Raw genomic sequence first — 24,880 nt, forward strand, 5'->3', positions numbered from 1 at the left:
CGGTTGATTGATCCGCCCGCGGTCGTGAAACGATCCGCCGCCAGCTACACCAATATTCGCGAGACGCCGAGCCGGAGCAGGCATTGACCGCGAATTTCGTCATCTTCCAAAATTATTCCGTGCCTTTCGCGCGATTACTTGTGATCAACATATGATCGTAAGTCGGCAATTGTGGCTAGGCCACGCCACCTTCGCTGCCCACATATCCTTTACGGCTCACGAAGAGCGACCTTGAAAGGATAAGCCCATGATTATGTTCCGCAATATCATAACAGCAGGAGTTGTTGCGCTGACGCTTGCCGCCACGTCCCTTACAGCGACAACACCTGCCTTAGCTCACGGCGGCGGAGGCCATGGCGGTGGCGGCTTCTCGCGGGACGGCGGCCATTTCGGCGACGGTTCCCATATGGGCGGCGGCACTTTCGCCGATCGCGGGTTCGAAGCGCATCATTTCGGCGGAGCCGGCCATTTTGGCGGACACCGCGACGGCCGTTTCGCCTTCCATGATAGAAATCGCCTGTTGTTCGGCGATGACGACTATGACCCGGAACAGTGCCAGCCGGAATGGCTCAACCAGTACGGCCATCGCGTACTGGTGGAAGTCTGCTCTTGATGACGGTCCCCCTGGCCTCTGAGGAGTCGTGAAACGATCAGCTGCCCGCTAACCGATCAGCTCGCTGTAGGCCTTAGCCGATCAGCAAGGCGTCATCATCCAGCGTCTGGCCGCGCATCTTGCGGAACATCGCGATCAGATCCTCGACCTGCAATGTCTTGCGGCTGTCGCCGGCGACATCGAGCACGATCTCACCGCCATGCAGCATCACCGTGCGGTGGCCATAATCGAGCGCCTGGCGCATCGAATGCGTCACCATCAGCGTTGTCAGCTTGCGCTCGGAAACGATTTTCTGGGTCAGACCCATGATGAATTCTGCCATGCCGGGGTCAAGCGCCGCAGTATGTTCGTCGAGCAGCAGCACTTCCGAGCCCGCCAGCGTCGCCATGACGAGCGAGACCGCTTGGCGCTGGCCACCGGAAAGCAGGTCCATGCGGTCCTTCATGCGGTTCTCCAGCCCGAGATTGAGCTCGGCGATCCTCGCGCGAAAATGGTCGCGCCGTTTTGCGCCAAGCGCCGAGACGAGCCCGCGTCGTTCGCCGCGGCGCGCCGCAAGCGCCAGGTTCTCCTCGATCGACAGCGCACCGCAGCTTCCGGTTAGCGGGTCCTGGAAGACACGGGCAACCAGCCCGGCGCGCGCCGCCGTCGTCTTGCGGGTCACGTCGGCATTGCCGATCAGCACCTGCCCTTCGCTTGCCAGCACATCGCCGGCGAGCACACCGAGCAGCGTCGATTTGCCGGCGCCGTTCGAGCCGATGACGGTAACGAAGGAGCCTTCCTCGATCGTCAGGCTGACACCCGAAAGCGCCTGCTTCTGCAGCGGCGTGTCGCGCCCAAAAACGACCTTGATGTTCTTGAGGTTGATCACGACGCGGCACCTCCGCGCAAACGGGGAAGGATGAGCGCCACGGTCACCAGCACGGCCGTCACGAAATTGAGGTCGGACGCCTGCAGGCCGATGACGTCGCTCGAAAGCGCCAGCTGGATCGCGATGCGATAGAGGATCGAGCCGAGCACGCAGCCGATTAGCGCGATCAGCAGACCACGCCGCCCGAGCAGCGTCTCGCCGATGATAACGGCGGCCAGACCGACGACGATCGTGCCGACGCCCGAGGTGACGTCGGCAAAGCCGTTCGTCTGGGCAAACAGCGCGCCGCCGAGCGCCACCAGCGCATTGGAGATCGCCATGCCGAGATAGATCTGCCGGCTGGTATCGACACCCTGGGCCCGCGCCATCCTTGCATTGGCGCCTGTCGCCCGCATTGCCAGGCCGGCATCACTCTCGAGGAAACGCCAGACCAGGATGAGCGCGATGACGACGAGAACACCGACGAAGAGCGGCCGCACGTAGAAATCGCGAAGGCCATGGCCGAAGAACGGGCTGATCATCGTGTCGGCATTGATAAGCGCGACATTGGGTTTTCCCATCACGCGCAGATTGACGGAAAACAATGCGATCATCGTCAGGATCGAAGCGAGGAGGTTGAGGATCTTGAAGCGCACGTTGAGCAGCGCCGTCACCATGCCCGCGGCGGCACCGGCCGCCATGGCGATCAGCGCCGCAAGCCAGGCATTGACGCCGGCAATGATCAGCACGGCCGTCACCGCCGCGCCAAGCGGAAAGGAGCCATCGACCGTCAGGTCGGGGAAATCCAGAACACGGAAGGCGAGATAGACCCCAAGGGCGACGAAGGAATAGACCAGTCCGAGTTCGACGGCCCCCCAGAATGCGATTTGGCTCAAGGCTTCCGCCCCTCTTCTGTCCGCTTCCGCTCCGCGCCTTGCGCAAAACATCAGGCTTTTAATACCATCAGCCGCCCCCGTGTGGAACGGAAGCGGCTGCAAACTCGATCAGCGACGGCAGTCGCCTTGTTTATTCGATGACTTTGGTAGCGCGGGAAAGCACGCTCTGCGGCAGTGTGACCCCCATCTTCTCGGCCGCCGCCTTGTTGACGACGAGGTCGCTGCCGGCGGCAGCCTTGACGGCGATGTCGCCCGGGTTCTCGCCCTTCAGCACACGAACGACGATCTCGCCGGTCTGCTTGCCGACATCATAATAGTTGAAGCCGAGGGCGGCGATCGAGCCGCGCGAAACCGAATCCGTATCGGCGGTAAAGAGCGGCAGCTTGCTCTCCTCGGCAACCGCGACAGCGCCTTCAAGCGCGGAGATGATGGTGTTGTCGGTCGGAATGTAGATCGCATCGGCGCGGCCGACGAGTGCGCGTGCCGCACCCTGGACCTCGGCCGATTTGGTGGCGGCCGATTCGACCACCTTCAGGCCAGCCTTTTCGGCTTCAGCCTTCAGCACGGCGAGCAGCGAAACGGAATTCGCCTCGCCGGAATTGTAGAGATAGCCGATGGTTTTCACATCAGGCAGGATTTCCTTGATCAGCGCAATGTGCTCGGCGACCGGCGACATATCGGAAAGGCCGGTGACATTGCCGCCGGGCTTGTCCATGTTCTTGACGAGTTGGGCGCCCAGCGGATCGGACACGGCCGTGAAGACGACAGGAATGTCACGCGTCGAGGAGACGACGGCCTGGGCCGAGGGCGTCGAGATCGGCACGATGACATTGGGCTCGTCGCCGGCGAACTGGCGGGCGATCTGGGCCGCCGTCGCCGGATTGCCCTGCGCCGATTCGAACACGAATTTCAGGTTCTCGCCTTCCTTGTAGCCCGCAGCTGTCAGCGCATCGAGAACACCCTTGCGCGCCGCATCCAGCGCCGGATGTTCGACAATCGCCGTCACGGCGACGGTGACATCATCAGCCTTTGCCGGCAGGGAAAGGGCCAAAGTGGCGGCAAGAGCGAGCAAAATCGGGCGCATGGGGATCCTCCTGAATGATTTTGGGGGCACTTTTAGGAAAAGCGCCCCCTGAAATCAATCGCGGAGAATTGTAGCGAGGATCAAACTTGCTGATCAGTCGTCGGCGCCGTGATTGGCGATCATCATCGCCTCGAAGGCCAGACGTTCGGTCTTGCGCATGCGTTCCGATTCCGATTTCAGCTGGCCGCAGGCGGCGAGAATGTCGCGGCCGCGCGGCGTGCGGATCGGCGAGGCATAACCTGCCGAATTGATGAAGTCGGCGAACTTCTCGATCTGCTCCCAGTCGGAACACTGATAATTGGTGCCGGGCCAGGGATTGAACGGAATGAGGTTGATCTTCGCCGGCACGCCCTTCAGGAGCTTGATCAGCCCCTTGGCATCTTCCAGGCTGTCGTTGACATCCTTCAGCATCACATATTCGAAGGTGATGCGCCGCGCGTTCGAAAGGCCAGGATAGGTCCGGCAGGCTTCGATCAGCTCCTTCAGCGGGTACTTCTTGTTGATCGGCACGAGAATGTCGCGCAGATCGTCGCGCACCGCATGCAGCGAAATCGCCAGCATGACGCCGATTTCCTCGCCGGTGCGGAAGATCTCCGGCACGACACCGGAGGTGGAAAGCGTCACGCGGCGCCTGGACAGCGACAGGCCGTCACCATCCGTGGCGATCAGCAATGCCTGCTTGACGGCATCGAAGTTATAAAGCGGCTCACCCATGCCCATCATGACGATGTTGCTGACCTTGCGGCCCTCGGCAGGCATGATCGTGCCCTGCGGCGCTTCACGGTCCGGGAAATCCCCAAGCCGGTCGCGGGCAAGCAGCAGCTGCGAAAGAATTTCCTCCGCCGTCAGGTTGCGCACCAGACGCTGCGTCCCGGTGTGACAGAAGGAACAGGTGAGCGTGCAGCCGACCTGGCTGGAAAGACAGAGCGTGCCGCGGCCCTCTTCCGGAATGTAGACGGCCTCGATCTCGACGGGACGCCCGGCGCCGCGGGCGGGAAAGCGCAGCAGCCACTTGCGCGTGCCGTCGTTGGAGACCTGCTCCTCGACGATCTCGGGACGTTCGATGGTGAAATGCTGCTTCAGCATCTCCCGCATGTCCTTGGCGACATTCGTCATATGGTCGAAGTCGGAGACCCCTCGCACATAGATCCAGTTCCAGAGCTGCGAGACGCGCATCTTGATCTGTTTCTCGCCCACACCCTTTTCCCGGAGTGCCGCCCCCATCTCCTCGCGCGACAGGCCGATCAACGACGGCTTCTCGACGCCGGAAGCGGCGCGGGGCGCCTGAGGCTTGATGACATCAATCGCATCCATGACGGACATAGTCTTTCATCCCGAATTCGAACACGTAACCGCCCCGCAAACCCTGCGAACTTCAGGGCTAAGCCGGAAGACTGGCGGGTGCATGACGGCACATTGGCAGAAATTGAATGGCGGAACGGCGACTGAAATCGCGATCTGTCCGCTGTTGCGCGGCCTTTAGCATCATTTTGCCCGCACGTCACTATAGATGGAAACGACAAGAGCCGGCGCAAGGCCGGCCCTCGAAGCTCTGACAACAAAAAAAGCTTACTTGCAGGTTTCGATCTGCTTCAGCGCAGCCGAGATACCCGAGAGCGAATAGCTGTAGGAGGTACCGGTGCCCTTGCGCGAAACGGCATTGACCGTCATCGAATGACCGGTCTTCATCGCGGCGACGAGGGCCGGCTCCTGCGCCGCGTTCTCGACCCAGCCGGCCTTGTCCTTGGTGAACATTACGAAGGTCTTGTTGTCGATGACGACGTTGATCTTCGAATTTTCCTTGACCGTGTAGCCCATCATCGCCTGCGGCTCGTAGGAGATGTTCTGGCCCGGACGCTGGGAGACGATGAAGAAATTGTCACCGTGGTCGACGCTTGCCGGCTGCTTTGCCGTCGGAACGGACAGCACATAGCAGACGGTGCTGCTGCCCGACTTGTAGGAGTAAGCGCCCCATGCCTGGAACTGCTGGATGCGGTTCGGCGCGGCCTGCTGCGCTGTCGCAACTCCGGCCATAACAAGGGTGAGTGCGAGAGCGGATACGATACTTTTTACAAACATGGATTCCTGCCGGTTCTTGCGATTCAAGGCCCGAAGCGATCATAGCGGGCGCCGCATAATCACGATCTGCTTTATTTTGACTTAATTCAGGTTACCAAATGGTCAACAATAGCTGCGATTTGTATGTGCCTGTGTCATTTCAGCTCGAGTGTCAATTTTCGCCCCTTTGACGGTATCGACCGCGACACCGTGCCCCAATGGCACTGGCCGTCCGTTCGGCTGAATTTAAGACACAAAGATTCAGGCAAGAGTTTGACCTTTCCCAAATCCGTTGTACCTCATTAAGACTTGGAAATCCGGGACGAAATTATTGCCGCAGGGGGCTGGTGAGGGGACATGGATGCCGAGGAAAGACAGCGTTTCGCTGCCCTCGCGAAGGCCGTCGCGAACGATCGCGACCAGCAGGCCTTTTCCATCCTGTTCGACTATTTCGCACCCCGCCTGAAGGCCTGGCTGATGCGCCAGAGGATGACACCAGGCGAGGCTGAGGAACTGGTCCAGGAGATCATGATCGTGCTCTGGCACAAGGCAGACCTCTATGATGCCACGCGATCTTCACTTTCGACCTGGCTTTTCCGCATTGCCCGCAATCGCCGCATCGACATGCAACGCCGCGCCAATACCCGCATCTTCGATGAGACTGATCCGGCCCTGCAGCCGCCGGGCGATATCGGCGCGGAAGAAATCATCGCCAATGACGATCGCGACGCCAAGATACGCGCCGCCGTCGGTCAATTGCCGGAGGAACAGCGCGACATGCTGCGCGCCGCCTTCTTCCTCGGTCAATCGCATTCGGAGATCGCCGAATCGACCGGCCTGCCGCTCGGCACGGTGAAGTCGCGTATCCGGCTTGCCTTCGGCAAGCTCCGCAAGGTGCTGGAACGCGAAATCGCCTGACGTATGTCGCCCAAAAGTGTGCAGCGGTTTTGGGAGGACGACATGCGGAAAATCAAAGACCTAAAGCGTGACTGGAGCCTTTAGATCGTCTTCATGGCTTCTTCCGGCCGATCGGCGAGAACGCGGTCGGCCGCTTCGTAGTGGCCCGGCCGGATGTGGCCGCGCACCATCGCGAAGGCGGCCGAGAGCACGGCGATGTCATCGGAAAAGCCGATGACCGCGAAAACATCCGGGATCATGTCGATCGGCATGACGAAATAGGCGAGTGCCGCAAGCAGCACGCCGCGCACCTTCGTCGGCGTCTGCGGATCGAGCGCGCAATAGAAACCTGCGACCACATCGCGTGAGAACGGGATCTGCCGCACCGCCCGCCGAAACGTCGGCCAGAATTTCTGCCTGACGGTCTTCTCGCGCCGGCTCTGCGTATCCTCGTCGCCCGGCAAGAGGATTTCCCCGAATTTGACCTCGTCCATCCCTGCATCCCTTTCGTCCAAGCGAACATATGGTGACGGCGCCCAGTCTTTCAATCGGCCCCTTTCAATCGGCTCCGCTTTCAAACGCCACCGCGCGCCGCGGCCTTCTCCATTGCTTTGGCGAGCTTGAAATCCAGCTCCGTCAGTCCGCCGGCATCATGCGTGTTCAGCGTCACATCCACCCTGGAATAGACGTTGAACCATTCGGGATGATGGTTGAGCTTCTCGGCCACGAGCGCTGCCTGCGTCATGAAGCCGAAAGCCTCGACGAAATTTGCGAACTTGAACGTCTTCGATATCGACGAACCCGCATCATTGAGCACCCAGCCCGAAAGCTCGGTCAGTTGCGCCTCGGCTGCCGTCCGTTCCAGTCTTTCCATTTTCATGCCATGCTCCTCTCATCTGTCCGACAGGTTTACCGATGAAACGCATCAGCATCCTTTTCGTTTGCATGGGCAATATATGCCGTTCTCCGCTCGCGGAGGGAATTTTTGGCCATCTCGTCGCCGAGGCCGGCTTGACCGACGATTTTACGATCGCTTCCGCCGGCACCGGCGGCTGGCATGAAGGCGACCCGCCGGACCAGCGTTCGATCGCCACGGCGAAAAGCCACGGCATCGACATATCGGGGCAGCGCGCCCGCCGCGTCCGGCCGAGGGATTTCACGGATTTCGATCTGATTCTCGCCATGGACCGAGATAATCTGGCGGTGCTCGAAAAGAGCGCGCCGCATGGGGCGAATATCCACCTTTTCGGTGATATCGCGCTGGGAACCGGAGAGGATATCCCCGATCCCTATTATGGCGGCCCTGAAGGTTTCGAGCTGGTCTACACCAGGCTCTTGACCGGCTGCTGCAGGCTGCTCGAAACGCTGGGCGTCGAGCGTGCCTCGTGCAACGGGAACACTTCCTCGGTGAGGTAAGGCCCCCCACCGACCGATTCGCGTGACGAAAGCAGCACGAAGCGCGGTGCGGTGAAGGTTGCGGTGTGGAAGTTGCCGCGTCCGGCCAGATATTGCACGACGTCGTCGAGCCGCGAGGACTTGAGCCGCGCCAGCGTCACATGCGGCATGAATTTGCGGGGATCCGGCGGCAGGCCGATGCGCTGGCAGATCCGCTCGATCTCGCCCTGCAGGGCATACATTTCAGGCGATTGCGAGACGCCGGCCCAGACCGAATGTGGTTTCTTCGAACCGAACGAACCGATGCCTTCCAGCCGGAACTGGAATTCCGGCCGGTCGATCCGGTCGAGACGTTCAACGATTTCATCGGCCGTGCGGCCGTCGACATCACCGATGAAGCGCAGGGTGATGTGGTAATTCTCCACATCGATCCATCGTGCTCCGGGGAGGCCACCGCGCAGCAATGAAAGACTCATCGCCGCATTGCGCGGAATTTCGAGGGCGGTAAACAGTCTCGGCATCACGAGCACTCCCCGAATCTTTTGCAGGTGCTCACACGGAATCATGCAATCAATAACCGCGCAAGCCCCTATTTCTTCACAGAAGAAATCGTTTCGACGAAATTTGTGACAGCAGGCTCCATCTTTTCGACCATGACGTCGACGCCTTTCGTATTTGGATGCATGCCGTCGTCAAGCTTCAACCCAGCCTCCAGCGCGACGCCGTCGAGGAAGAAGGCATAGAGTGGAAGCCCATGTTTTTCCGAGAGCTTCTGGTAGATCGGGTTGAATCGTGCGGCATAATCCGCTCCCATGTTCGGCGGCGCTATGATACCGGCGAGCAGCACGGCAATCCCACGCTCCTTTAGCCGGATAATCATCTGATCGAGATTCTTCGCGCTCTCTTCCGGCGGGATGCCGCGCAACGCATCATTGGCGCCAAGCTCGAGAATGACGCCATCGGTGCCGTCGGGTACCGACCAGTCGATGCGCGCAAGGCCCCCTGTCGTCGTGTCGCCGGAGACCCCGGCATTGGCGATGGTGACGTCGAGCCCCTTCGCTTTCAGGGCCGCCTGCAGCTTTTCCGGAAAGCCGTCGCCGGGCGGCAACTGATAGCCCGCCATCAAACTGTCCCCGAAACCGACGAGATTGATTGTCCGGGCATTGGCTCCAGTGGCAAGGATCAGCGAGACGGCGATGACGGTGAATTGAAGGGCGGCAACTTTAAATCTCATGCTGGCTTCCCTAGATTGGCGAAGTGCCGTTATGCGGCCATTCGATTACGGACTTATATAGGGCGATTTCTGTTGGCAAAAACCATTATCGAGTTGAAGGGCGCCGATCTGACCCTTGGCAGCGCAGCCGCCTCCGTCCATGTGCTGAAGGGCATCGATCTCGATATTGCGGCCGGCGAATCCGTCGGCATCGTCGGCCCTTCCGGTTCCGGCAAATCCACCCTGCTGATGGTGCTTGCCGGGCTGGAGAAGCTCGACAGCGGCGAGATCAACATCAATGACACGCCGCTCCATAGCCTCACTGAGGACCAGGTCGCCGATTTCCGCGGCCGCAACATCGGCATCGTCTTCCAATCCTTCCACTTGATCGCCAACATGACGGCGCTGGAAAACGTCGCCGTGCCGCTCGAACTCGCCAATGTCGGCAACGCCTTCGAGATCGCTCATCGCGAGCTGAAATCAGTCGGCCTCGGCGAACGGCTGAACCACTATCCCGGTCAGCTTTCCGGCGGCGAACAGCAGCGCGTGGCGATCGCCAGGGCGCTCGCCCCGTCGCCGGCCCTGCTGATCGCCGATGAGCCGACCGGCAATCTCGATACCGAGACCGGCCGCCAGATCGCCGACCTTCTGTTCTCCAAGCAGGCCGAACGCGGCATGACCCTGCTTCTCGTCACCCACGACGTCTCGCTTGCAAACCGATGCTCGCGCCAGATTCGCGTCCGCTCCGGCCGGATCGAAGGCGACAGCGCCGCCCGCCGCACCGAAGCGGCGATCGCATGAGGATCATCACGCCACGCGTCTCGCTCGCTTTTCGCCTGGCACTGCGCGAGCTGCGCGGCGGCATTCGCGGCTTCTACATCTTCCTTGCCTGCATCGCGCTCGGCACCGGCGCGATTGCCGCCGTCAATTCCGTTTCGCAGTCGATCACCGATACGATCGCCTCGCAGGGGCAGGAACTGCTGGCCGGCGACGTCCGTTTCGAACTCAACAACCGCGAAGCCACGTCTCAGGAAATCGGTTTCCTCGAAGGCCTCGGCACCGTTTCGGTGTCGACAGGCCTGCGCTCGATGGCCCGCAAGCCCGACGGGTCCGATCAGGCGCTGGTCGAGGTCAAGGCCGTCGACGACGCCTACCCACTCTACGGCAAGTTCGTGGCCGAGCCGGACTATCCGCTTGCAGCACTGCTTTCGGGCCAAGGCGGCACCTATGGCGCGGTCGCAGCGCCGCTGCTTCTCGATCGGCTCGGGCTTGCGGTCGGCGACGAATTGCTGCTCGGCAACGTCAAGCTCAGCATCACCGGTACGGTGAAAACCGAGCCGGATGCGCTGTCGGAAGGTTTTGGCTTTGCGCCGCGTCTCCTCGTCAGCCGCCAGGCGCTTCAAGCCTCCGGGCTGATCCAGACGGGAAGCCTGGTTGAACACGCTTACAAGATCCGGCTGGAAGACAAGGCCGCGATGTCGGGCATCCAGGCGCGCGCCTCCAAGGAATTCCCCTCCGCCGGCTGGGCGATCCGCACCAGCGACCGTGCCGCGCCGTCGCTCACCGAAAACATCACCCGCTTCTCGCAGTTCCTGACGCTGGTCGGCCTCACCGCACTGATCGTCGGCGGCGTCGGTGTCGCCAATGCGGTGCGCGCCTTCCTCGATTCCAAACGCACCACCATCGCCACTTTCAAATGTCTCGGTGCGCCGGCGCAGGTCGTCGTCCTGATCTATCTCATCCAGATCGCCATCATCGCTCTCGGCGGCATCCTGATCGGCCTCGTCATCGGCGCCCTGTCGCCGATGCTCGCCGCGCAGTTCCTGGCGCAATTCCTGCCGGTCTCCACGACGCCGACCCTCTACCCCGGCGCCCTGCTGCTCGCCACGCTCTTCGGCATCCTGACGACGCTCGCCTTCGCCATCCTGCCGCTCGGCCACGCCCGCGAAGTGCCGGCGACCGCACTGTTCCGCGAGCAGGGCTTCGAGGCCCGCCGCCTGCCCTCCTGGCCCTACATCCTGCTTGCCGCCTTGTTCATGGTCGCCCTTGCCGGGCTTGCCATCCTCACCGCCTATGATCGCTTCATCGCCGTCGTCTTCGTCGGCGCGATCGTCTTCGCCTTCGTCGTCCTGCGTCTGGTCGCCGCGCTGATCGCCTGGCTCGCGCGCCGCAGCCCGCGCGTCAATTCGCCAGCGCTGCGGCTGGCAATCGGCAACATCCACCGCCCCGGCGCACTGACCCCTTCGGTCGTGCTCTCGCTCGGCCTTGGCCTGGCATTGCTGGTGACGCTCACCCTGATCGACGGGAACCTGCGCCAGCAGCTGACCGGCCGGATGAACGAGGGGGCGCCGAACTTCTTCTTCGTCGATATCCAGAGCGCCGAGGTCGATGCCTTCCGCGATCTCGTCCAGGCGCAGGCGCCCCGGGGCAAGCTTGTCGAAGTGCCGATGCTGCGCGGCCGGATCATCGCCTTCAACGGCGAGGACGTCACCAAGATGAACGTGCCGGCGGCCGGCCGCTGGGTGCTGAACGGCGATCGCGGCATCACCTATGCCGAAACCCTGCCGGAGAACGCCGCCCTCACCGAAGGCAAATGGTGGGACAAGGATTACAGCGGCGAGCCACTCGTCTCCTTCTCCTCGGAAGAGGCGCATGAGCTGGGCCTCAAGATCGGCGATACGGTCACCGTCAACGTGCTCGGCCGCAACATCACCGCGAAGATCGCCAATCTGCGCCGCGTCGAGTGGGAATCGCTGTCGATCAATTTCGTCATGGTCTTCTCGCCGAATACCTTCCGCGGCGCCCCGCATGCGTGGCTCGCGACGCTGACCGATCCGTCTTCGACACCGGCCGAAGATGCGGCGATCCTGAAATCCGTCACCAATACCTATCCGACGATCACCAGTGTGCGCGTCAAGGACGCGATCGATATCGTCAACCAGCTGGTCGCGCAGCTTGCGACCGCGATCCGTGCTGCGGCCTCGGTCGCCCTCATCGCCTCGATCCTCGTCCTTGCCGGGGCGCTTGCCGCCGGAAACCGGGCGCGCACCCACGATGCGGTGGTGCTGAAGACGCTCGGCGCCACGCGCGCCATGCTGATCCGCGCCTTCAGCTACGAATATCTGATCCTCGGGCTTGCGACCGCGATCTTCGCGCTGATCGCCGGCGGCGTTGCCGCCTGGTTCATCGTCGCCCGCATCATGCGCCTGCCCTCGACCTTTCTGCCCGACGTGGCGGGACTGACGCTCGTCACAGCACTCGTCCTCACCGTCGGCATCGGCCTCATCGGCACCTGGCGCATCCTTGGGCAGAAGGCGGCCCCCGTTTTGCGCGAACTTTGATCAAGCCGCGGCACTCAAACCCTTCACCTTACGGCGATTTAACCGGCCGAGGCTTTGCAAGCCTCTTGTTTGCAATGGGCGAAAGCCTCATATTGTTCGCAGGCATGCTGGAGCTCCGCAGCGGCGCCCGGGTCGAAAACCCCGACACCGTATTTCCATCGGAGCTTGTAAGAGGAAACTATGGCTGATCTTCGTAACTATCAAAGCCGCGCTCAGACCGGCGAGATGATTGATCAAGGCCTGCGCGCTTATATGCTCAAGGTCTACAACCTGATGGCGCTGGGTCTGGCGATCACCGGTGTGGCCGCATATCTGTCGTTCCAATTCGCCTTCGCCAATGGCGAGCTGACCGCTTTCGGTCAGGCGATCTATGTGAGCCCGCTGAAGTGGGTGGTCATTCTGGCGCCGCTCGCTCTGGTGTTCTTCCTGAGCTTCCGGATCAATACGATGACGGTGGCTGCCGCCCAGACGACCTTTGCGGTCTACGCAGCGCTCGTCGGCCTGTCGCTCTCATCGATCTTCCTGATCTACACGGGTCAGAGCGTCGTTCAGACCTTCTTCGTCACCGCCGCCTCCTTTGGCGCGCTGTCGCTTTACGGCTACACGACGAAGCGTAACCTGTCGGCGATGGGCTCGTTCCTGATGATGGGTCTGTTCGGCCTGATCATCGCTTCGCTGGTCAACATTTTCCTGGCGTCGTCTGCCGTGCAGTTCGCCATCTCGGTGCTCGGCGTTCTGATCTTCGCAGGCCTCACCGCCTACGATACCCAGCGGATCAAGGAATTGTACCTGGAAGCTGATGACGTTGCCGTGGCCGGTCGCAAGGCGATCATGGGCGCTCTGACGCTCTATCTCGACTTCATCAACCTCTTCATGTTCCTGCTGCAGTTCATGGGCAACCGTAAATAAGCAGGGCAGACTGAGATCGAAAAGGCGGCTTCGGCCGCCTTTATTGTTGTGGGTGAATGCCGGAGGGGGTAGGGCATGCTACTGCAAGGATTTGTTTTCATCCCGTGCATTGTCGTTGCAGTACTATTTGCGAAGCGACTGCCTGATAGCCTGCTCTATTCGGTCGTTGTTTGGCTCAGCGCCACCATTGCCGCCTTGGCCGGCGCAATTTTAGGGGTTCTGGCTATCGACTACTGGCACCTGATACCTATCGACCCGATTAGAGGAAGTGACCTGGTGCTCTCTGCTGTGGTGCACGTCGTCATGGCTTTCGTCTTCTCGCCATTGCTGGTCCTGTATGTGAGGCGCCAGGCGCGCAAGCAAGCCGAAAGGTTGAGGATCCAAATTCTAGAGTAGCTGCGGCAGGGCATGTCGTTGATGATCATCTGCACATGGGCTTGCATAGGCTTTTTTTGTTGCGCCGGCTTTGCAGGAATGGTTTTAGAGGAGCCCTGCCCTCCCGCTGGACCAGCCGCCGATGTCCTTCCTCCTGCGCAAAGCCTCGCAAGCCGATATTCCCGCCATCGCCGATATCTACCGCGAATCCGTCCTGAACGGCGTCGCGAGCTATGAGATCGTACCGCCGTCCGAGGCCGAGTTGGCGCAACGTTTTGCGGCCATCGTCAGCCAGCAATATCCCTATATCGCCGCCGTCGATGCGGGCGGCGTCCTGCTCGGCTACGCCTATGTCTCGGCGTTTCGCACGCGTCCCGCCTATCGCTGGCTGGTCGAGGATTCGATCTATCTGGCGCCTGAGGCCCGCGGCCGGGGCATCGGCAAGGCGCTGCTTGCTGAACTGATCGACCGCTGCACCGGACTCGGTTTCCGTCAGATGGCAGCCGTCATCGGCGGCGCCAGCCCCGCCTCGATCGCGCTTCATCGAGCAGCCGGCTTCGAGGAGGTCGGTCTGATGAAGGGCACCGGCTATAAGCATGGCCGCTGGCTGGACACGATGTTCATGCAGCGCGCGCTCGGCGAAGCCATGACGAGCGATCCGGATCCGTCCGTCTATCCCGGCACGCTGTTTGCCGGCTGATGCGGGTTTATTTGTCGACCAGCTTCAGGGCCTTGTCGAACACCTTCAGCACCTGGTTCAGCTCGTGACCGCGCTTCAGGATGGTGCCGTTGGTGTTGATCACGGAATAGGCGCCCTGCTTCGCGGCGAGCTTCGGGTTTTTCTCGATGCGGAAGAGCGGCATTTCGCCGGAACGCTTGAAAACGGAAAAAACCGCCCTGTCCTTCAGGTGATCGATGGCGTAGTCGCGCCATTCACCGTCACCGACCATCCGGCCGTAGATCCAGAGGATCGCATCCAGTTCACGCCGGTGGAAGGTCACCGGAAGCGGGTCCTTGCTTTGCTTGTATTCCCTGAGATCGACGACGACTGAGGAACTATGGTCGACGGAACGGCTTTCGCCGTGTCGCAAATCCGGCTGATCTGTCATCAGTCTCACAAGGCCTCCACATGTGACAGGAGAGTGACAGTTTGCCCGAGCCGCCGCAAATTGCAAGAGTGCCGGCCGTCACATTCAGCCGCACGACAGCGCCGCGCGTCTCTCGCGCAAGGACGCTGTAGCACTTTGAGTCTGCGCATCATGCCTTCCGAAAGTTGGTCCGATTTTCGGAAGGCATGATGCGCTGGGCAGGCTAACGCTTTCTCCGCAGCGCCGCATTTCAGTCAAAACAGCGCCTCATTTGCAGGAGATTTATGAATTCCAGTTTGGCGCCAGCGCGCCAAAGGGCCCGGCGGAGCGTATCGACCTTAACCCCAGCCCCGAATACGCTCGGCCGGGCCGCCCCAGCATTTCATCCGTACCCGGATGAAATTTCAAATATTTTTGCCAGCCATCACCACGGTCGCGCCAAGGATCGCAGCCGGGTCGCCGTCTGCGGTCGCCGATTGCAGCAGAATGGCGCAGCCCTCGAGCTGCGGCCTCTGCAACACGCTGGCCGGCAGCGTCAGACTGGTCGCCTTGCCGTCCCACATGCCGACGGTTTCGACATTGGTGACGCTGTGCAGATAGGAGATCTTCTGGCCGCTGTTCTCGCCCTTTTCGACGTCGATGGTCTTTTCCTTGTCGAAATAGACCATCACGACATTGGCTTTGCCCTGTCCCGCGCCGATCTTGATCTCCAGCTCGTCGCCGCGCATAGCGGCACTGATCGGAACGGTCAGCCCATTGCCTTCGCTGCTATAGGTGTCGATCTGGCTGTTGATGCCATTTAGATCGGCGCCAGCCAGATGACCACGTCCGTTGACGATGGCCTGCGGCGTGTAGACGTTGCTGCGGCCCATTGTCTTGGCATAGCCATACTGCCGCTCGGTATTTTCCTTGGAACTCAGCGTATCGGCCCAACCGAGATAGTTCCAGTAATCGACATGATAGGCGAGCGCGATGACATCGCCCTGGTTCACCAGCTTGCGGAAAGCGGCATCAGCGGGAGGACAGGAAGAGCAGCCCTGCGCCGTGAAGAGTTCGACGACACCTTTCGGCGTGCCGTCTTCGGCCTGCAGCGGGCCTGAGAGAACAACGCCGGCGATCAGCGGAATCAAAAAACGGGGGGACATTCACCTGCACCTCTTTTTCAGCGCCGACGGCATGTTGGAACCGAAGGCTCTGACATATGAACGTACGAATAATCCTTCCGGGTCCAAACGAAAAGTCACGAACGGGTGAGACCTAGCTCGACGGGAACTTGCGCAAACAAATCATCGTGAGCCCCGTTTAAAGACCGTCGCCGCAAAGAAAAACCGCCGGAAACTGCTCTCCGGCGGCCATTGTCAGCTAAGTGTCTTAAAAATCAGGCAGCGAGATCGCGCAGAACCGTCTGCAGGATGCCGCCGTTGTTGAGGTAGACCACCTCGTCGAGCGTATCGACGCGCGACAGCAGCGGAACCTCCTTCACGGTGCCGTCGCCATAGGTGATCTTGGCGATCTTCTTCTCGCGCGGCTTGATCTTTTCCAGACCTTCGATGGTGACGAGTTCATCGCCCTTGAGGCCGAGGCTCTGCCAGGTCGTGCCCTCTTCGAAGACGAAGGGAATGATGCCCATACCGACCAGGTTCGAGCGATGGATGCGCTCGAAGGACTGGGCGACCACTGCCTTGACGCCAAGCAGGTTGGTGCCCTTGGCAGCCCAGTCGCGCGAGGAGCCGTTGCCATATTCGACACCGGCGAAGATGACGAGCGGCACGCCTTCCTGCTTGTACTGCATCGCGGCGTCGTAGATCGAGGTCTCTTCCTTCGACGGGTAATGGATGGTGTAGCCACCTTCCTTGCCGTTCGGGCCGAGCATGTGGTTGCGGATGCGGATATTGGCGAAGGTGCCGCGCATCATCACTTCATGGTTGCCGCGGCGCGTGCCGTACTGGTTGAAATCGGCAACGGCGACGTCGTGGTCGATGAGGTAGGCGCCAGCGGGCGATGCCGCCTTGATCGAACCGGCCGGCGAGATGTGGTCGGTGGTGATCTTGTCGCCGAACAGGCCGAGAACGCGGGCGCCCTTGATGTCGGAGACGCCGCTGCCCTTCTTGCCCATGCCGACGAAGTAGGGCGGGTTCTGCACGTAGGTCGAATTGTCGTCCCAGGCATAGGTCTGACCCGGCGGAACCTGAACGGCCTGCCAGTTGACGTCGCCCTTGAAGACATCGGCGTACTTGGATTCGTAGAGTTCGCGCGTCACGTATTTCAGGATGAATTCCTGGACTTCCTTAGAGGTCGGCCAGATGTCCTTGAGATAAACAGGGTTGCCGCTCTGGTCCTCACCGATCGGCTCCTTGGTCAGATCCGTCTGCACCGTGCCGGCAAGCGCATAAGCGACAACCAGCGGCGGAGATGCGAGATAGTTCGCCTGCACGTCGGGCGAGATGCGGCCTTCGAAGTTACGGTTGCCGGAGAGAACGCCGGAAACGATAAGGCCTTTGTCGTTGATCGTCTTCGAGATCGGCGCCGGCAGCGGGCCGGAATTGCCGATGCAGGTGGTGCAGCCGAAACCGACGAGGTTGAAGCCGAGCTTGTCGAGATCGGCCTGCAGGCCCGACTTGGCGAGATATTCGCCGACGACTTGGCTTCCCGGTGCCAGCGAGGTCTTCACCCACGGCTTCGTCTTCAGGCCCTTGGCAACGGCGTTGCGGGCAAGAAGGCCGGCGGCGATCAGCACTGACGGGTTGGAGGTGTTGGTGCACGACGTGATAGCAGCGATCGCCACGTCACCGTGGCCGAGATCGAAGTCGGTGCCTTCAACCGCATAGCGGTTGTTCAACTGGCCGGGTTTCTTGTAGTCGGCATCCATCGAGCCGGCAAAACCGGTCGCGATATTCTCGAGCGAGATACGGCCTTCCGGACGCTTCGGGCCGGCCATCGACGGCACGACGTCGTTCAGATCGAGTTCCAGCGTATCGGTGAAGACGAGCTCGGAACCGTCGCCCTCACGCCACATGCCCTGCGCCTTCGAATAGGCTTCGACGAGGGCGATCCGGTCATGAGTGCGGCCGGACATGGTGAGGTAGTTGATGGTTTCGCCGTCGACCGGGAAGAAGCCGCAGGTGGCGCCGTATTCCGGACCCATGTTGCCGATCGTCGCGCGGTCGGCGAGCGGCATGTTGTCCATACCGGGGCCGAAGAATTCGACGAACTTCGAAACGACGCCCTTCTTGCGCAGCATCTGCACGACGGTGAGAACGAGGTCGGTCGCCGTGACGCCTTCCTTGAGTTTGCCGGTCAGCTTGAAGCCGATGACTTCGGGCAGCAGCATCGAGACCGGCTGGCCGAGCATCGCAGCTTCCGCTTCGATACCGCCCACACCCCAGCCGAGAACGCCGAGACCGTTGATCATCGTCGTGTGGCTGTCGGTGCCGACGCAAGTATCCGGATAGGCGATCGTCTCGCCGTCTTCTTCCTTGGTCCAGACGGTCTGGCCGAGATACTCGAGATTGACCTGATGACAGATGCCGGTGCCGGGAGGCACGACGCGGAAATTCTTGAAGGCCTGCTGGCCCCACTTCAGGAAACGGTAGCGCTCGCCGTTGCGCTGGTATTCCAGCTCGACGTTGCGCGCGAAGGCCTGCGGCGTGCCGAATTCGTCGACGATGACGGAGTGGTCGATGACAAGATCGACGGGAACGAGCGGGTTGATCTTCTCGGGATCGCCGCCGAGCGACACCATCGCGTCGCGCATAGCGGCAAGATCGACGACGGCGGGAACGCCGGTGAAGTCCTGCATCAGCACGCGCGCCGGGCGATAGGCGATCTCGTTTTCGACCGCGCCCTTATTGTTCAACCATTCGGCAACGGCCAGGATGTGCTCCTTGGTGACCGACTGGCCGTCTTCGAAGCGCAGCAGGTTTTCAAGCAGCACCTTCATCGAATAGGGAAGCTTCGACACACCGGCCAGACCGTTTGCCTCAGCCTTGGGCAGGCTGTAATAGACATAGTCCTTCCCGTTCACGGAGAGCGTGGAACGACAATTGAAACTGTCAAGAGATTTAGACACGAGAGACCCCGTTTCTGATAGCCAACACAGTCGTGCGAACGCCTATGCACTTAATGCACATCAGGATGCGGGTACGGCCATTTCCGCTGTCCGCACGTGGAACAGACGCTCCAAGTTCGGCGCAAGGATGAAATTCACGCCGACCGCTGGCGTGGTTGCAGGTCTTATAGATAATTTCCTAAAAACTTGCCATACCCGAGGACAGTCAAAATCGGACATTTTTTGACCCCGCCGGAAGCCGAAACCGAGAAAGAGCCGACGCATGCATCTCACCGCCGAAAATCTGGCTGCAAGGCGCGGTGAGGATCTCATTTTCGTTAACATTTCCTTTCACTTGGCGGCCGGCGAGGCGCTTGTCCTCACGGGTAGAAATGGATCGGGAAAGTCCACTTTGCTGCGTGTGGCCGCCGGACTGCTGAGGCCGGAAAAAGGCACTGTCATATTTCACGACGAAGGGAGCCCGGGAGGTAGCCATCCGGGCGAGGTCAGCCACTACCTTGGCCATCGAAACGCGATGAAGAATGAACTTACGGTTGCAGAAAATCTCGATTTCTGGCGTGTCTTTCTCGGTGACACAGGCGGCGCTGCCAGCCTCGCCGTCGAGGACGCCGCCGAAGCGGTCGGTCTTTCGGGAATCACTCACCTTCCCTTCGGTTATCTCTCCGCCGGCCAGCAGCGCCGATTCGCCTTCGCCAAGTTGCTCGTTGCCCACCGCCCGGTCTGGATCCTCGACGAGCCGACCGCGGCACTCGATGCCAGCGCCTACCGGCTGTTTACCGATTTGATAACGGCGCATCTGGAAAAGGGCGGCATCGTGCTGGCGGCGACGCATCAGCCGCTGCGGCTGAGGAATTCGCAGGAATTGAAGATGACGGGCTTTGCCGGGGTCGATCATGGGGTATGGGGTTGATGCTTCTCGACGTAGCTACCCCGTCAACCGCATATCTAGAGAGCTGCCTCGCATGACCGCCCTCTTCCTCCGCGACCTGAAACTTTCCATCCGCGCCGGCGGCGGTGCGCTGATCGGCGTGCTGTTCTTCCTGACCATCGTCGCCGTCATTCCCTTCGGCGTCGGCCCCGATCTCAAGCTGCTTTCGCGCATCGGCCCCGCCATCGTCTGGATCGGGGCGCTGCTCGCCGCCCTTCTCGGCCTCGACCGCCTGTTCCAGGCCGAGCGCGACGACGGATCGCTTGACCTGATGCTGATGCAGGAAACGCCGCTCGTCCTGACCGTGCTGGTCAAATGCTTTGCCCATTGGACGGCCACCAGCCTGCCGCTCGTCATCGCCTCGCCGCTGCTCGGCCTCTTCATGAACATGGACGAGACAGCGATCGGCGCGACCATGCTGACGCTGCTGGTCGGCTCGCCCGCCATCACCTTCATCGGCGCCGTCGGCGCCGCCGTTGCCGTGGCGCTGCCCCGCGGCGGCCTGCTGGTCTCGATCCTCGTGCTGCCGCTGACCATCCCAGTGCTGATCTTCGGCGTCAGCGCCACCTATGCTGCAGTCGAGGATCCCGCCCCGTTCCTGCCACCCTTCCTGATCCTCATTGCGCTGACACTCTTCTTCGCGGTCATCGGCCCGGCAGCCGCGGCCCTGGCGCTACGAAACACAGCGGATTGATGGGGCGTTCGATTGCGGGAAAAGCCGGATCAAGGTAAGGAAACGATCATGAGCGAAACGAGCCTTGCCATCAGCAAATTCAGCGATCTCGCCAACCCGACGCGGTTTCTGGCGCTGGCGGCGCGCGCCATTCCGTGGCTGGCTGGCATCACCGCCCTCTGTTTCGCGGTCGGCCTCTATCTGAGCTTCGCCACCGAAGGCGATTACCAGCAGGGCCAGACCGTGCGCATCATGTATGTGCATGTGCCCTCGGCCTGGCTTTCGATGATGTGCTATACGATCATGAGCGTCTCGGCGATCGGCACGCTGGTCTGGCGCCATCCGCTGGCCGATGTCTCCGCCAAGGCCGCAGCGCCGCTCGGCGCCGCCTTTACCCTGCTTGCACTCGTCACCGGTTCGCTCTGGGGCAAGCCGATGTGGGGCACCTGGTGGGTCTGGGATGCGCGGCTGACCTCCGTCTTCGTTCTCTTCCTGATGTATCTCGGGCTGATTGCACTCGGCCGCGCCATCGACGATCCGTCGAAGGCCGCGCGCGTCACCGCCGTGCTCATCCTTGTCGGCTTCGTCAACATTCCGATCATCAAATTCTCCGTCGAGTGGTGGAACACGCTGCATCAATCGGCAAGCGTGCTGCGCCTCGACGGCCCGGCGATCGATCCGGAATTCCTGCGCCCGCTCTTCATCATGGCGATCGCCTTCACCCTGCTCTTTTTCACGCTGCACATCATGGCGATGAGGAACGAGATCTGGCGCCGCCGCATTGCCGCTCAGCGCCGTCTTGCCGCCCGCATGGCGAGCCGGGAGGAATAGAGCCGTGACGCATGACTTCTACGTCTACGCTTCCTATGGCTTTGCAGCCCTGGTGACGATCGCCGTCACGGCCTGGACCTGGGCCGACGGCCGCGCCCGCCGCAGGGAACTTGCCGCCCTTGAGGCTGCCGGCATCCGCCGCCGTTCGGCGCGCCCCAAGAACAGTGTGGGGGATGGCGAATGAACGACACGCCGGAAAACACCGCCGCCAAGCCGCGCGGGCTTAGCCGTTACGCATTGGCGCTGCTGCCGCTCGTCGTCTTCGGCGGCATCGCTGCCACGGCCGCAAAGATGCTCTACGACCAGGATTTCCATGGCAAGAACATCGCCGAAATTCCCTCCGCCCTGATCGGCACCAAGGCGCCGGCGCTGAACCTGCCGCCGCTCGACGGCGCCAACCTGCCGGCGCTGACCGATGCGGCAATCAAGGGTAAGCTGACCCTCGTCAACGTCTTCGCCTCATGGTGTCTCCCCTGCCGGGATGAACATCCAGTATTGAAAGAACTGGCAAAGGACGGACGGTTGAACATCGTCGCCATCAATTACAAGGACCAGAGCGACAACGCCCTGCGTTTCCTCGGCGAACTCGGCAACCCCTATCGTGCGATCGGCGTCGATCCGAACGGCAAGGCAGCGATCGACTGGGGTGTCTACGGCATTCCGGAAAGCTATCTGGTCGGGCCTGACGGCACGATCCTCTATAAGCGCGTCGGACCCTTCGACGATATCAGCCTGAAGGAAGGGCTGTTTCCAGCGATGGAAAAGGCGCTCGGCAAGCCGGTTTCCTAATGAGGTGTCTTATCAGGACAAAGAAGCCTTAACCCCCGCCCTGCCAGACTTTGATCGCCTCCACCGGCCAGATCAGCATCACAACATTGAGCGTCAGGTTGTCGCGGATTATGTAGCCGGTGAAAATCTCGAAGAAGATGGCGATCGCTACCGTCAGCGCCACCGGTGCGCGCCGCGCGAAGAAGAAGCCGACGCACATGAAGACAGTGTCCATCGCCGAATTCAGGATGCTGTCGCCGTAATAATCGAGCGCGATCGTCGCCGTGCGGTAGCGGTCGATGATGAGCGGTGAATTCTCGAGCAGCTCCCAGCCGGATTCGATCACCAGCGCCAGCAGCAGCCTTGCCGCCAGCGGCTTGCGGCGCAGGATGAGATGCGCGAGCCCGTAGAACAGGAAGCCGTGGATGATGTGCGACGGCGTATACCAATCCGACAGATGCTGCGAATTGCCGCTGGTATTGACCCCGCCCTCCCACAGCTTGACATAACCGCAGGCGCAGATCGGCACGCGGCCCATCATATATTCGGCGGCAATCTGAATGATCAGAACCGCAAGGCAGGCGGCGAACCAAAAGGTCTGGTGTCTTACGCGGTATTCGGCCTCTGCAGCGCTCACTTCTCGCCGTCCGTTTCTGGATTGATGCTATGCTTCAACACCAGCGGCATCTGCGCCAGCGTGAAGATGATGGTGATCGGCATCGTGCCCCAGACCTTGAAGGCGACCCAGGTACCGTCGGAAAAATTGCGCCAGACGACTTCGTTCAGCACGGCGAGGAAGAGAAAGAAGATGCCCCAGCGGATGGTGAGCTTGCGCCAGCCCTCGGCATCGAGCTGGAACGCAGCATTGAAGACATAGCCGAGCAGCGACTTGCCGAAGGCCAGTCCGCCGAGCAGCGCCACCCCGAAGAGCGCATTGACGATGGTCGGCTTCATCTTGATGAAGGTTTCGTTCTGCAGCCAGATCGACAGCGAGCCGAAGATGACGACGACGATGCCCGATACAAAAGGCATGATCGGCAGATGGCCGAGCACGACCTTCGAAACGATCAGCGAGAGGATCGTCGCCGCCATGAAGAGGCCGGTCGCGACGAACAGCGGTCCGCCCAATTCGGAAAGAGCAGGAAACGTCTCCACCAGCCACTGGCCACGCAGATTGGCGAAGAAGAAGATCAGCAGCGGTCCGAGTTCCAGCGCCAGTTTCAGCAAAGGATGATGCCGGTCGGCCGCGGTCGGGGTGATATCGCTCTCTGTACTCATGCGTTCTTCAAACCTGTTTTCCTGGAAACTGTTCCGGCCGTGCCTTGCAGGCTTTCGGCGGCATATCTGTGGCATCATTGCCCAAGCCCGGCAATGGCATGGGCAAAATCCTCGGCCTCGAACGGCTCCAGATCCTCGACGCCCTCGCCGACGCCGATGAAATAGACCGGCAGCTTATGCTTGGCCGAGATGGCGACAAGAATGCCGCCGCGCGCCGTGCCGTCGAGCTTTGTCATGATCAGCCCGTTGACGCCGGCGACGTTGCGGAAGATCTCGACCTGGTTGAGCGCGTTCTGCCCCGTCGTGGCATCGAGGGTCTGCAGCACGGTGTGCGGCGCATCGGGATCGAGCTTGCCGAGCACGCGCACGATCTTCTCGAGCTCGGCCATCAGCTCTGCCTTGTTCTGCAGGCGGCCGGCGGTATCGACGATCAGCACGTCGCATTTTTTCGCCTTTGCCTGTTCGAAGGCATCATAGGCAAGGCCGGCGGCATCGGCGCCGAGCTTGGTGCCGATGAATTCGGATTTCGTCCGGTCGGCCCAGATCTTCAGTTGCTCGATCGCAGCCGCACGGAAAGTATCGCCGGCTGCCAGCATCACCTTCAGCCCGGCGCCGGAAAGCTTCGCCGCAAGCTTGCCGATCGTCGTCGTCTTGCCGGTGCCGTTGACGCCGACGACGAGGATGACATGCGGCTTGTGCGAGAGGTCGAGCTGCAGCGGCCTGGCGACCGGCTTCAGGACCTTGGCGATTTCAGACGCCATGATCCGGCTGACATCCTCGCCGGTGACATCCTTGCCATAACGCTCGGAAGCGAGCGTGTCGGTGACGCGCATGGCAGTCTCGACGCCGAGATCGGCCTGGATCAGCAGATCTTCGAGATCCTGCAGCGTCTCGTCATCGAGCTTGCGCTTGGTGAAGAGCGCGGTGATCTGGCTGGTCAACTGCGAGGAGGTGCGCGCAAGGCCGTTGCGCAGACGCTGGAACCAGCTGAGCTTCGGCTGCAAGATAACCGGCTCCGGCTCGACGACCGAACGGCCGGTGGCGAAGCCTTTGGGGAGGATGGGGGATTCTGGCCTCGGCTCCTCGATCGCCGCCTCGGAGGGTTCTGCAGGCAGGATGTCGTCTTCCGCCTTGTCCAGCATCTCCACAGCGGGAGGGGTCGACGGAATGGAGATGTCGTCTTCCACGTCCGGCGTCAAAATCTCTTCGGGCAACGTCTCTATAATCTCGACGACAGCTTCGACAGCATTGGGCGTTTCATCCTCAATGGCATCGACCGAGGAACCGGAAGGCAACTCGCCCGCAACTTCTTCGACTTCGGCTTCGGCCTCCAGCAGTGAAAGCGGCACCAGGCCGAAATCGCTCATCTGATCCGCAGGAGGAAGTGGCACGGCTTCCTCAAGGATGCTTGGCGCCTCGACCCCACCGTCGCCGATATCGGCGGCCGGGCCGCCGGCCATGTCCATTTCCTCAGGCAGAACGGGATCGTCGGCGACCGGCAGGACCGCGTCCGGCGACTGCTGTTCGAACTCGGCCTCCACCGCGCTCGTCTCCGCCGGCTTGTCCTTGCCGAAGGTAAAGACCTTTTTGATGAAACTGAGCGCCATGGGAATTCCG

At 61.3% G+C, this 24,880-nt stretch carries 28 protein-coding genes; 13 read left to right on the forward strand and 15 right to left on the reverse strand.

Annotation, left to right across the window (positions count from 1 at the left end; all coding sequences use genetic code 11):
* Positions 1 to 247 precede the first annotated feature (247 nt).
* Complete coding sequence (locus J3P73_RS23335) at positions 248 to 613, forward strand: hypothetical protein (RefSeq protein ID WP_130682578.1); 366 nt, start codon at positions 248 to 250, stop codon at positions 611 to 613.
* Positions 614 to 686: 73 nt separating this feature from the next.
* Here the strand turns inward: J3P73_RS23335 and J3P73_RS23340 are convergent, their stop codons facing one another.
* The 5 genes from J3P73_RS23340 to J3P73_RS23360 all read right to left on the reverse strand — a co-directional run bounded on the left by J3P73_RS23340 (position 687) and on the right by J3P73_RS23360 (position 5,519).
* Positions 687 to 1,481 carry an ABC transporter ATP-binding protein gene (locus J3P73_RS23340; RefSeq protein ID WP_130692965.1) on the reverse strand — a complete coding sequence of 265 codons (795 nt, stop codon included), beginning with the start codon at positions 1,479 to 1,481 and terminating at the stop codon, positions 687 to 689.
* Positions 1,478 to 2,356, reverse strand: coding sequence for an ABC transporter permease (locus J3P73_RS23345; protein ID WP_011653881.1), 879 nt, complete (start codon positions 2,354 to 2,356; stop codon positions 1,478 to 1,480). The genes J3P73_RS23340 and J3P73_RS23345 overlap by 4 nt, the downstream gene beginning before the upstream one ends.
* A 130-nt stretch (positions 2,357 to 2,486) precedes the next feature.
* Positions 2,487 to 3,440 (reverse strand): ABC transporter substrate-binding protein, encoded by a 954-nt coding sequence (locus tag J3P73_RS23350; RefSeq protein WP_130692966.1) that lies wholly within the window; start codon positions 3,438 to 3,440, stop codon positions 2,487 to 2,489.
* A gap of 93 nt (positions 3,441 to 3,533) precedes the next feature.
* The gene (rlmN, locus tag J3P73_RS23355; protein WP_075224979.1) at positions 3,534 to 4,763 is read right to left on the reverse strand and encodes a dual-specificity RNA methyltransferase RlmN; all 1,230 of its coding nucleotides are present in this window, start codon (positions 4,761 to 4,763) and stop codon (positions 3,534 to 3,536) included.
* Positions 4,764 to 5,009: 246 nt separating this feature from the next.
* Positions 5,010 to 5,519, reverse strand: a complete 510-nt coding sequence (locus J3P73_RS23360; RefSeq protein WP_003543638.1) for an invasion associated locus B family protein — start codon at positions 5,517 to 5,519, stop codon at positions 5,010 to 5,012.
* A gap of 336 nt (positions 5,520 to 5,855) precedes the next feature.
* Here J3P73_RS23360 and J3P73_RS23365 point away from each other — a divergent pair, with 336 nt between their 5' ends.
* A complete protein-coding gene (locus J3P73_RS23365; RefSeq protein WP_075224978.1) occupies positions 5,856 to 6,416 on the forward strand; it encodes a sigma-70 family RNA polymerase sigma factor in 561 nt (186 codons plus the stop codon).
* 80 nt (positions 6,417 to 6,496) lie between these two features.
* Here J3P73_RS23365 and J3P73_RS23370 read toward each other — a convergent pair whose 3' ends face one another.
* Both J3P73_RS23370 and J3P73_RS23375 read right to left on the reverse strand, forming a co-directional pair.
* Positions 6,497 to 6,889 carry a YkvA family protein gene (locus J3P73_RS23370; protein ID WP_018072065.1) on the reverse strand — a complete coding sequence of 131 codons (393 nt, stop codon included), beginning with the start codon at positions 6,887 to 6,889 and terminating at the stop codon, positions 6,497 to 6,499.
* An 80-nt stretch (positions 6,890 to 6,969) separates the two neighbouring features.
* Positions 6,970 to 7,275, reverse strand: a complete 306-nt coding sequence (locus J3P73_RS23375) for a 4a-hydroxytetrahydrobiopterin dehydratase (protein WP_018072064.1) — start codon at positions 7,273 to 7,275, stop codon at positions 6,970 to 6,972.
* Positions 7,276 to 7,310: 35 nt separating this feature from the next.
* Between J3P73_RS23375 and J3P73_RS23380 the strand changes: the two genes are divergently transcribed.
* Positions 7,311 to 7,811 carry a low molecular weight protein-tyrosine-phosphatase gene (locus J3P73_RS23380; RefSeq protein WP_075224977.1) on the forward strand — a complete coding sequence of 167 codons (501 nt, stop codon included), beginning with the start codon at positions 7,311 to 7,313 and terminating at the stop codon, positions 7,809 to 7,811.
* Here J3P73_RS23380 and thpR read toward each other — a convergent pair.
* Both thpR and J3P73_RS23390 read right to left on the reverse strand, forming a co-directional pair.
* Positions 7,718 to 8,311 (reverse strand): RNA 2',3'-cyclic phosphodiesterase, encoded by a 594-nt coding sequence (gene thpR / locus J3P73_RS23385; protein ID WP_003543644.1) that lies wholly within the window; start codon positions 8,309 to 8,311, stop codon positions 7,718 to 7,720. The two genes, J3P73_RS23380 and thpR, sit on opposite strands and share 94 nt — an antisense overlap.
* A gap of 68 nt (positions 8,312 to 8,379) precedes the next feature.
* On the reverse strand, positions 8,380 to 9,024 hold the full coding sequence (locus tag J3P73_RS23390) for an arylesterase (protein WP_018072062.1): 645 nt from the start codon (positions 9,022 to 9,024) through the stop codon (positions 8,380 to 8,382).
* A 72-nt stretch (positions 9,025 to 9,096) separates the two neighbouring features.
* Between J3P73_RS23390 and J3P73_RS23395 the strand changes: the two genes are divergently transcribed.
* The 5 genes from J3P73_RS23395 (at position 9,097) to J3P73_RS23415 (ending at position 14,328) form a co-directional block, all read left to right on the forward strand.
* Positions 9,097 to 9,804, forward strand: a complete 708-nt coding sequence (locus J3P73_RS23395; RefSeq protein WP_018072061.1) for an ABC transporter ATP-binding protein — start codon at positions 9,097 to 9,099, stop codon at positions 9,802 to 9,804.
* Positions 9,801 to 12,344, forward strand: coding sequence for an ABC transporter permease (locus tag J3P73_RS23400; RefSeq protein WP_024320423.1), 2,544 nt, complete (start codon positions 9,801 to 9,803; stop codon positions 12,342 to 12,344). Before J3P73_RS23395 ends, J3P73_RS23400 begins: the two co-directional genes overlap by 4 nt.
* A 180-nt stretch (positions 12,345 to 12,524) precedes the next feature.
* Positions 12,525 to 13,253 carry a Bax inhibitor-1/YccA family protein gene (locus J3P73_RS23405; RefSeq protein WP_011653891.1) on the forward strand — a complete coding sequence of 243 codons (729 nt, stop codon included), beginning with the start codon at positions 12,525 to 12,527 and terminating at the stop codon, positions 13,251 to 13,253.
* A gap of 75 nt (positions 13,254 to 13,328) precedes the next feature.
* The gene (locus J3P73_RS23410; protein ID WP_018072059.1) at positions 13,329 to 13,649 is read left to right on the forward strand and encodes a hypothetical protein; all 321 of its coding nucleotides are present in this window, start codon (positions 13,329 to 13,331) and stop codon (positions 13,647 to 13,649) included.
* A gap of 121 nt (positions 13,650 to 13,770) precedes the next feature.
* A complete protein-coding gene (locus tag J3P73_RS23415) occupies positions 13,771 to 14,328 on the forward strand; it encodes a GNAT family N-acetyltransferase (RefSeq protein WP_024320424.1) in 558 nt (185 codons plus the stop codon).
* Between the two features lie 7 nt (positions 14,329 to 14,335).
* Here J3P73_RS23415 and J3P73_RS23420 read toward each other — a convergent pair whose 3' ends face one another.
* From J3P73_RS23420 to acnA, 3 genes are all read right to left on the reverse strand, one after another.
* The gene (locus J3P73_RS23420; RefSeq protein ID WP_018448249.1) at positions 14,336 to 14,737 is read right to left on the reverse strand and encodes a DUF2794 domain-containing protein; all 402 of its coding nucleotides are present in this window, start codon (positions 14,735 to 14,737) and stop codon (positions 14,336 to 14,338) included.
* A 383-nt stretch (positions 14,738 to 15,120) separates the two neighbouring features.
* Positions 15,121 to 15,861: a DUF1223 domain-containing protein gene (locus J3P73_RS23425; RefSeq protein WP_012759356.1), complete on the reverse strand. Its 741-nt coding sequence runs from the start codon at positions 15,859 to 15,861 to the stop codon at positions 15,121 to 15,123.
* A 233-nt stretch (positions 15,862 to 16,094) separates the two neighbouring features.
* A complete protein-coding gene (gene acnA / locus J3P73_RS23430) occupies positions 16,095 to 18,785 on the reverse strand; it encodes an aconitate hydratase AcnA (protein ID WP_024320425.1) in 2,691 nt (896 codons plus the stop codon).
* A gap of 262 nt (positions 18,786 to 19,047) precedes the next feature.
* Between acnA and ccmA the strand changes: the two genes are divergently transcribed.
* Genes ccmA through J3P73_RS23455 form a run of 5 tightly spaced genes read left to right on the forward strand, consistent with a single transcriptional unit; the run spans position 19,048 to position 22,006 of the window.
* A complete protein-coding gene (ccmA, locus tag J3P73_RS23435; RefSeq protein ID WP_024320426.1) occupies positions 19,048 to 19,695 on the forward strand; it encodes a heme ABC exporter ATP-binding protein CcmA in 648 nt (215 codons plus the stop codon).
* Between the two features lie 52 nt (positions 19,696 to 19,747).
* The gene (gene ccmB / locus J3P73_RS23440) at positions 19,748 to 20,407 is read left to right on the forward strand and encodes a heme exporter protein CcmB (protein WP_024320427.1); all 660 of its coding nucleotides are present in this window, start codon (positions 19,748 to 19,750) and stop codon (positions 20,405 to 20,407) included.
* A gap of 48 nt (positions 20,408 to 20,455) precedes the next feature.
* On the forward strand, positions 20,456 to 21,217 hold the full coding sequence (locus J3P73_RS23445; protein WP_024320428.1) for a heme ABC transporter permease: 762 nt from the start codon (positions 20,456 to 20,458) through the stop codon (positions 21,215 to 21,217).
* Between the two features lie 4 nt (positions 21,218 to 21,221).
* Entirely contained in the window at positions 21,222 to 21,401 is a 180-nt protein-coding gene (gene ccmD, locus J3P73_RS23450) for a heme exporter protein CcmD (protein ID WP_024320429.1), read from the forward strand.
* Positions 21,398 to 22,006, forward strand: a complete 609-nt coding sequence (locus J3P73_RS23455; protein ID WP_024320430.1) for a DsbE family thiol:disulfide interchange protein — start codon at positions 21,398 to 21,400, stop codon at positions 22,004 to 22,006. Before ccmD ends, J3P73_RS23455 begins: the two co-directional genes overlap by 4 nt.
* A 28-nt stretch (positions 22,007 to 22,034) precedes the next feature.
* Here the strand turns inward: J3P73_RS23455 and J3P73_RS23460 are convergent, their stop codons facing one another.
* The 3 genes from J3P73_RS23460 to ftsY form a co-directional block, all read right to left on the reverse strand.
* Positions 22,035 to 22,622, reverse strand: a complete 588-nt coding sequence (locus tag J3P73_RS23460) for a DUF2585 domain-containing protein (protein ID WP_024320431.1) — start codon at positions 22,620 to 22,622, stop codon at positions 22,035 to 22,037.
* Positions 22,619 to 23,263 carry a septation protein A gene (locus J3P73_RS23465; RefSeq protein ID WP_024320432.1) on the reverse strand — a complete coding sequence of 215 codons (645 nt, stop codon included), beginning with the start codon at positions 23,261 to 23,263 and terminating at the stop codon, positions 22,619 to 22,621. The genes J3P73_RS23460 and J3P73_RS23465 overlap by 4 nt, the downstream gene beginning before the upstream one ends.
* Positions 23,264 to 23,337: 74 nt before the next feature.
* The gene (gene ftsY, locus J3P73_RS23470) at positions 23,338 to 24,870 is read right to left on the reverse strand and encodes a signal recognition particle-docking protein FtsY (RefSeq protein ID WP_130692967.1); all 1,533 of its coding nucleotides are present in this window, start codon (positions 24,868 to 24,870) and stop codon (positions 23,338 to 23,340) included.
* Positions 24,871 to 24,880 lie beyond the last annotated feature (10 nt).

Source organism: Rhizobium ruizarguesonis, from assembly GCF_017357285.1.
In the GTDB taxonomy this organism is placed as follows: Bacteria; Pseudomonadota; Alphaproteobacteria; order Rhizobiales; family Rhizobiaceae; genus Rhizobium; species Rhizobium ruizarguesonis.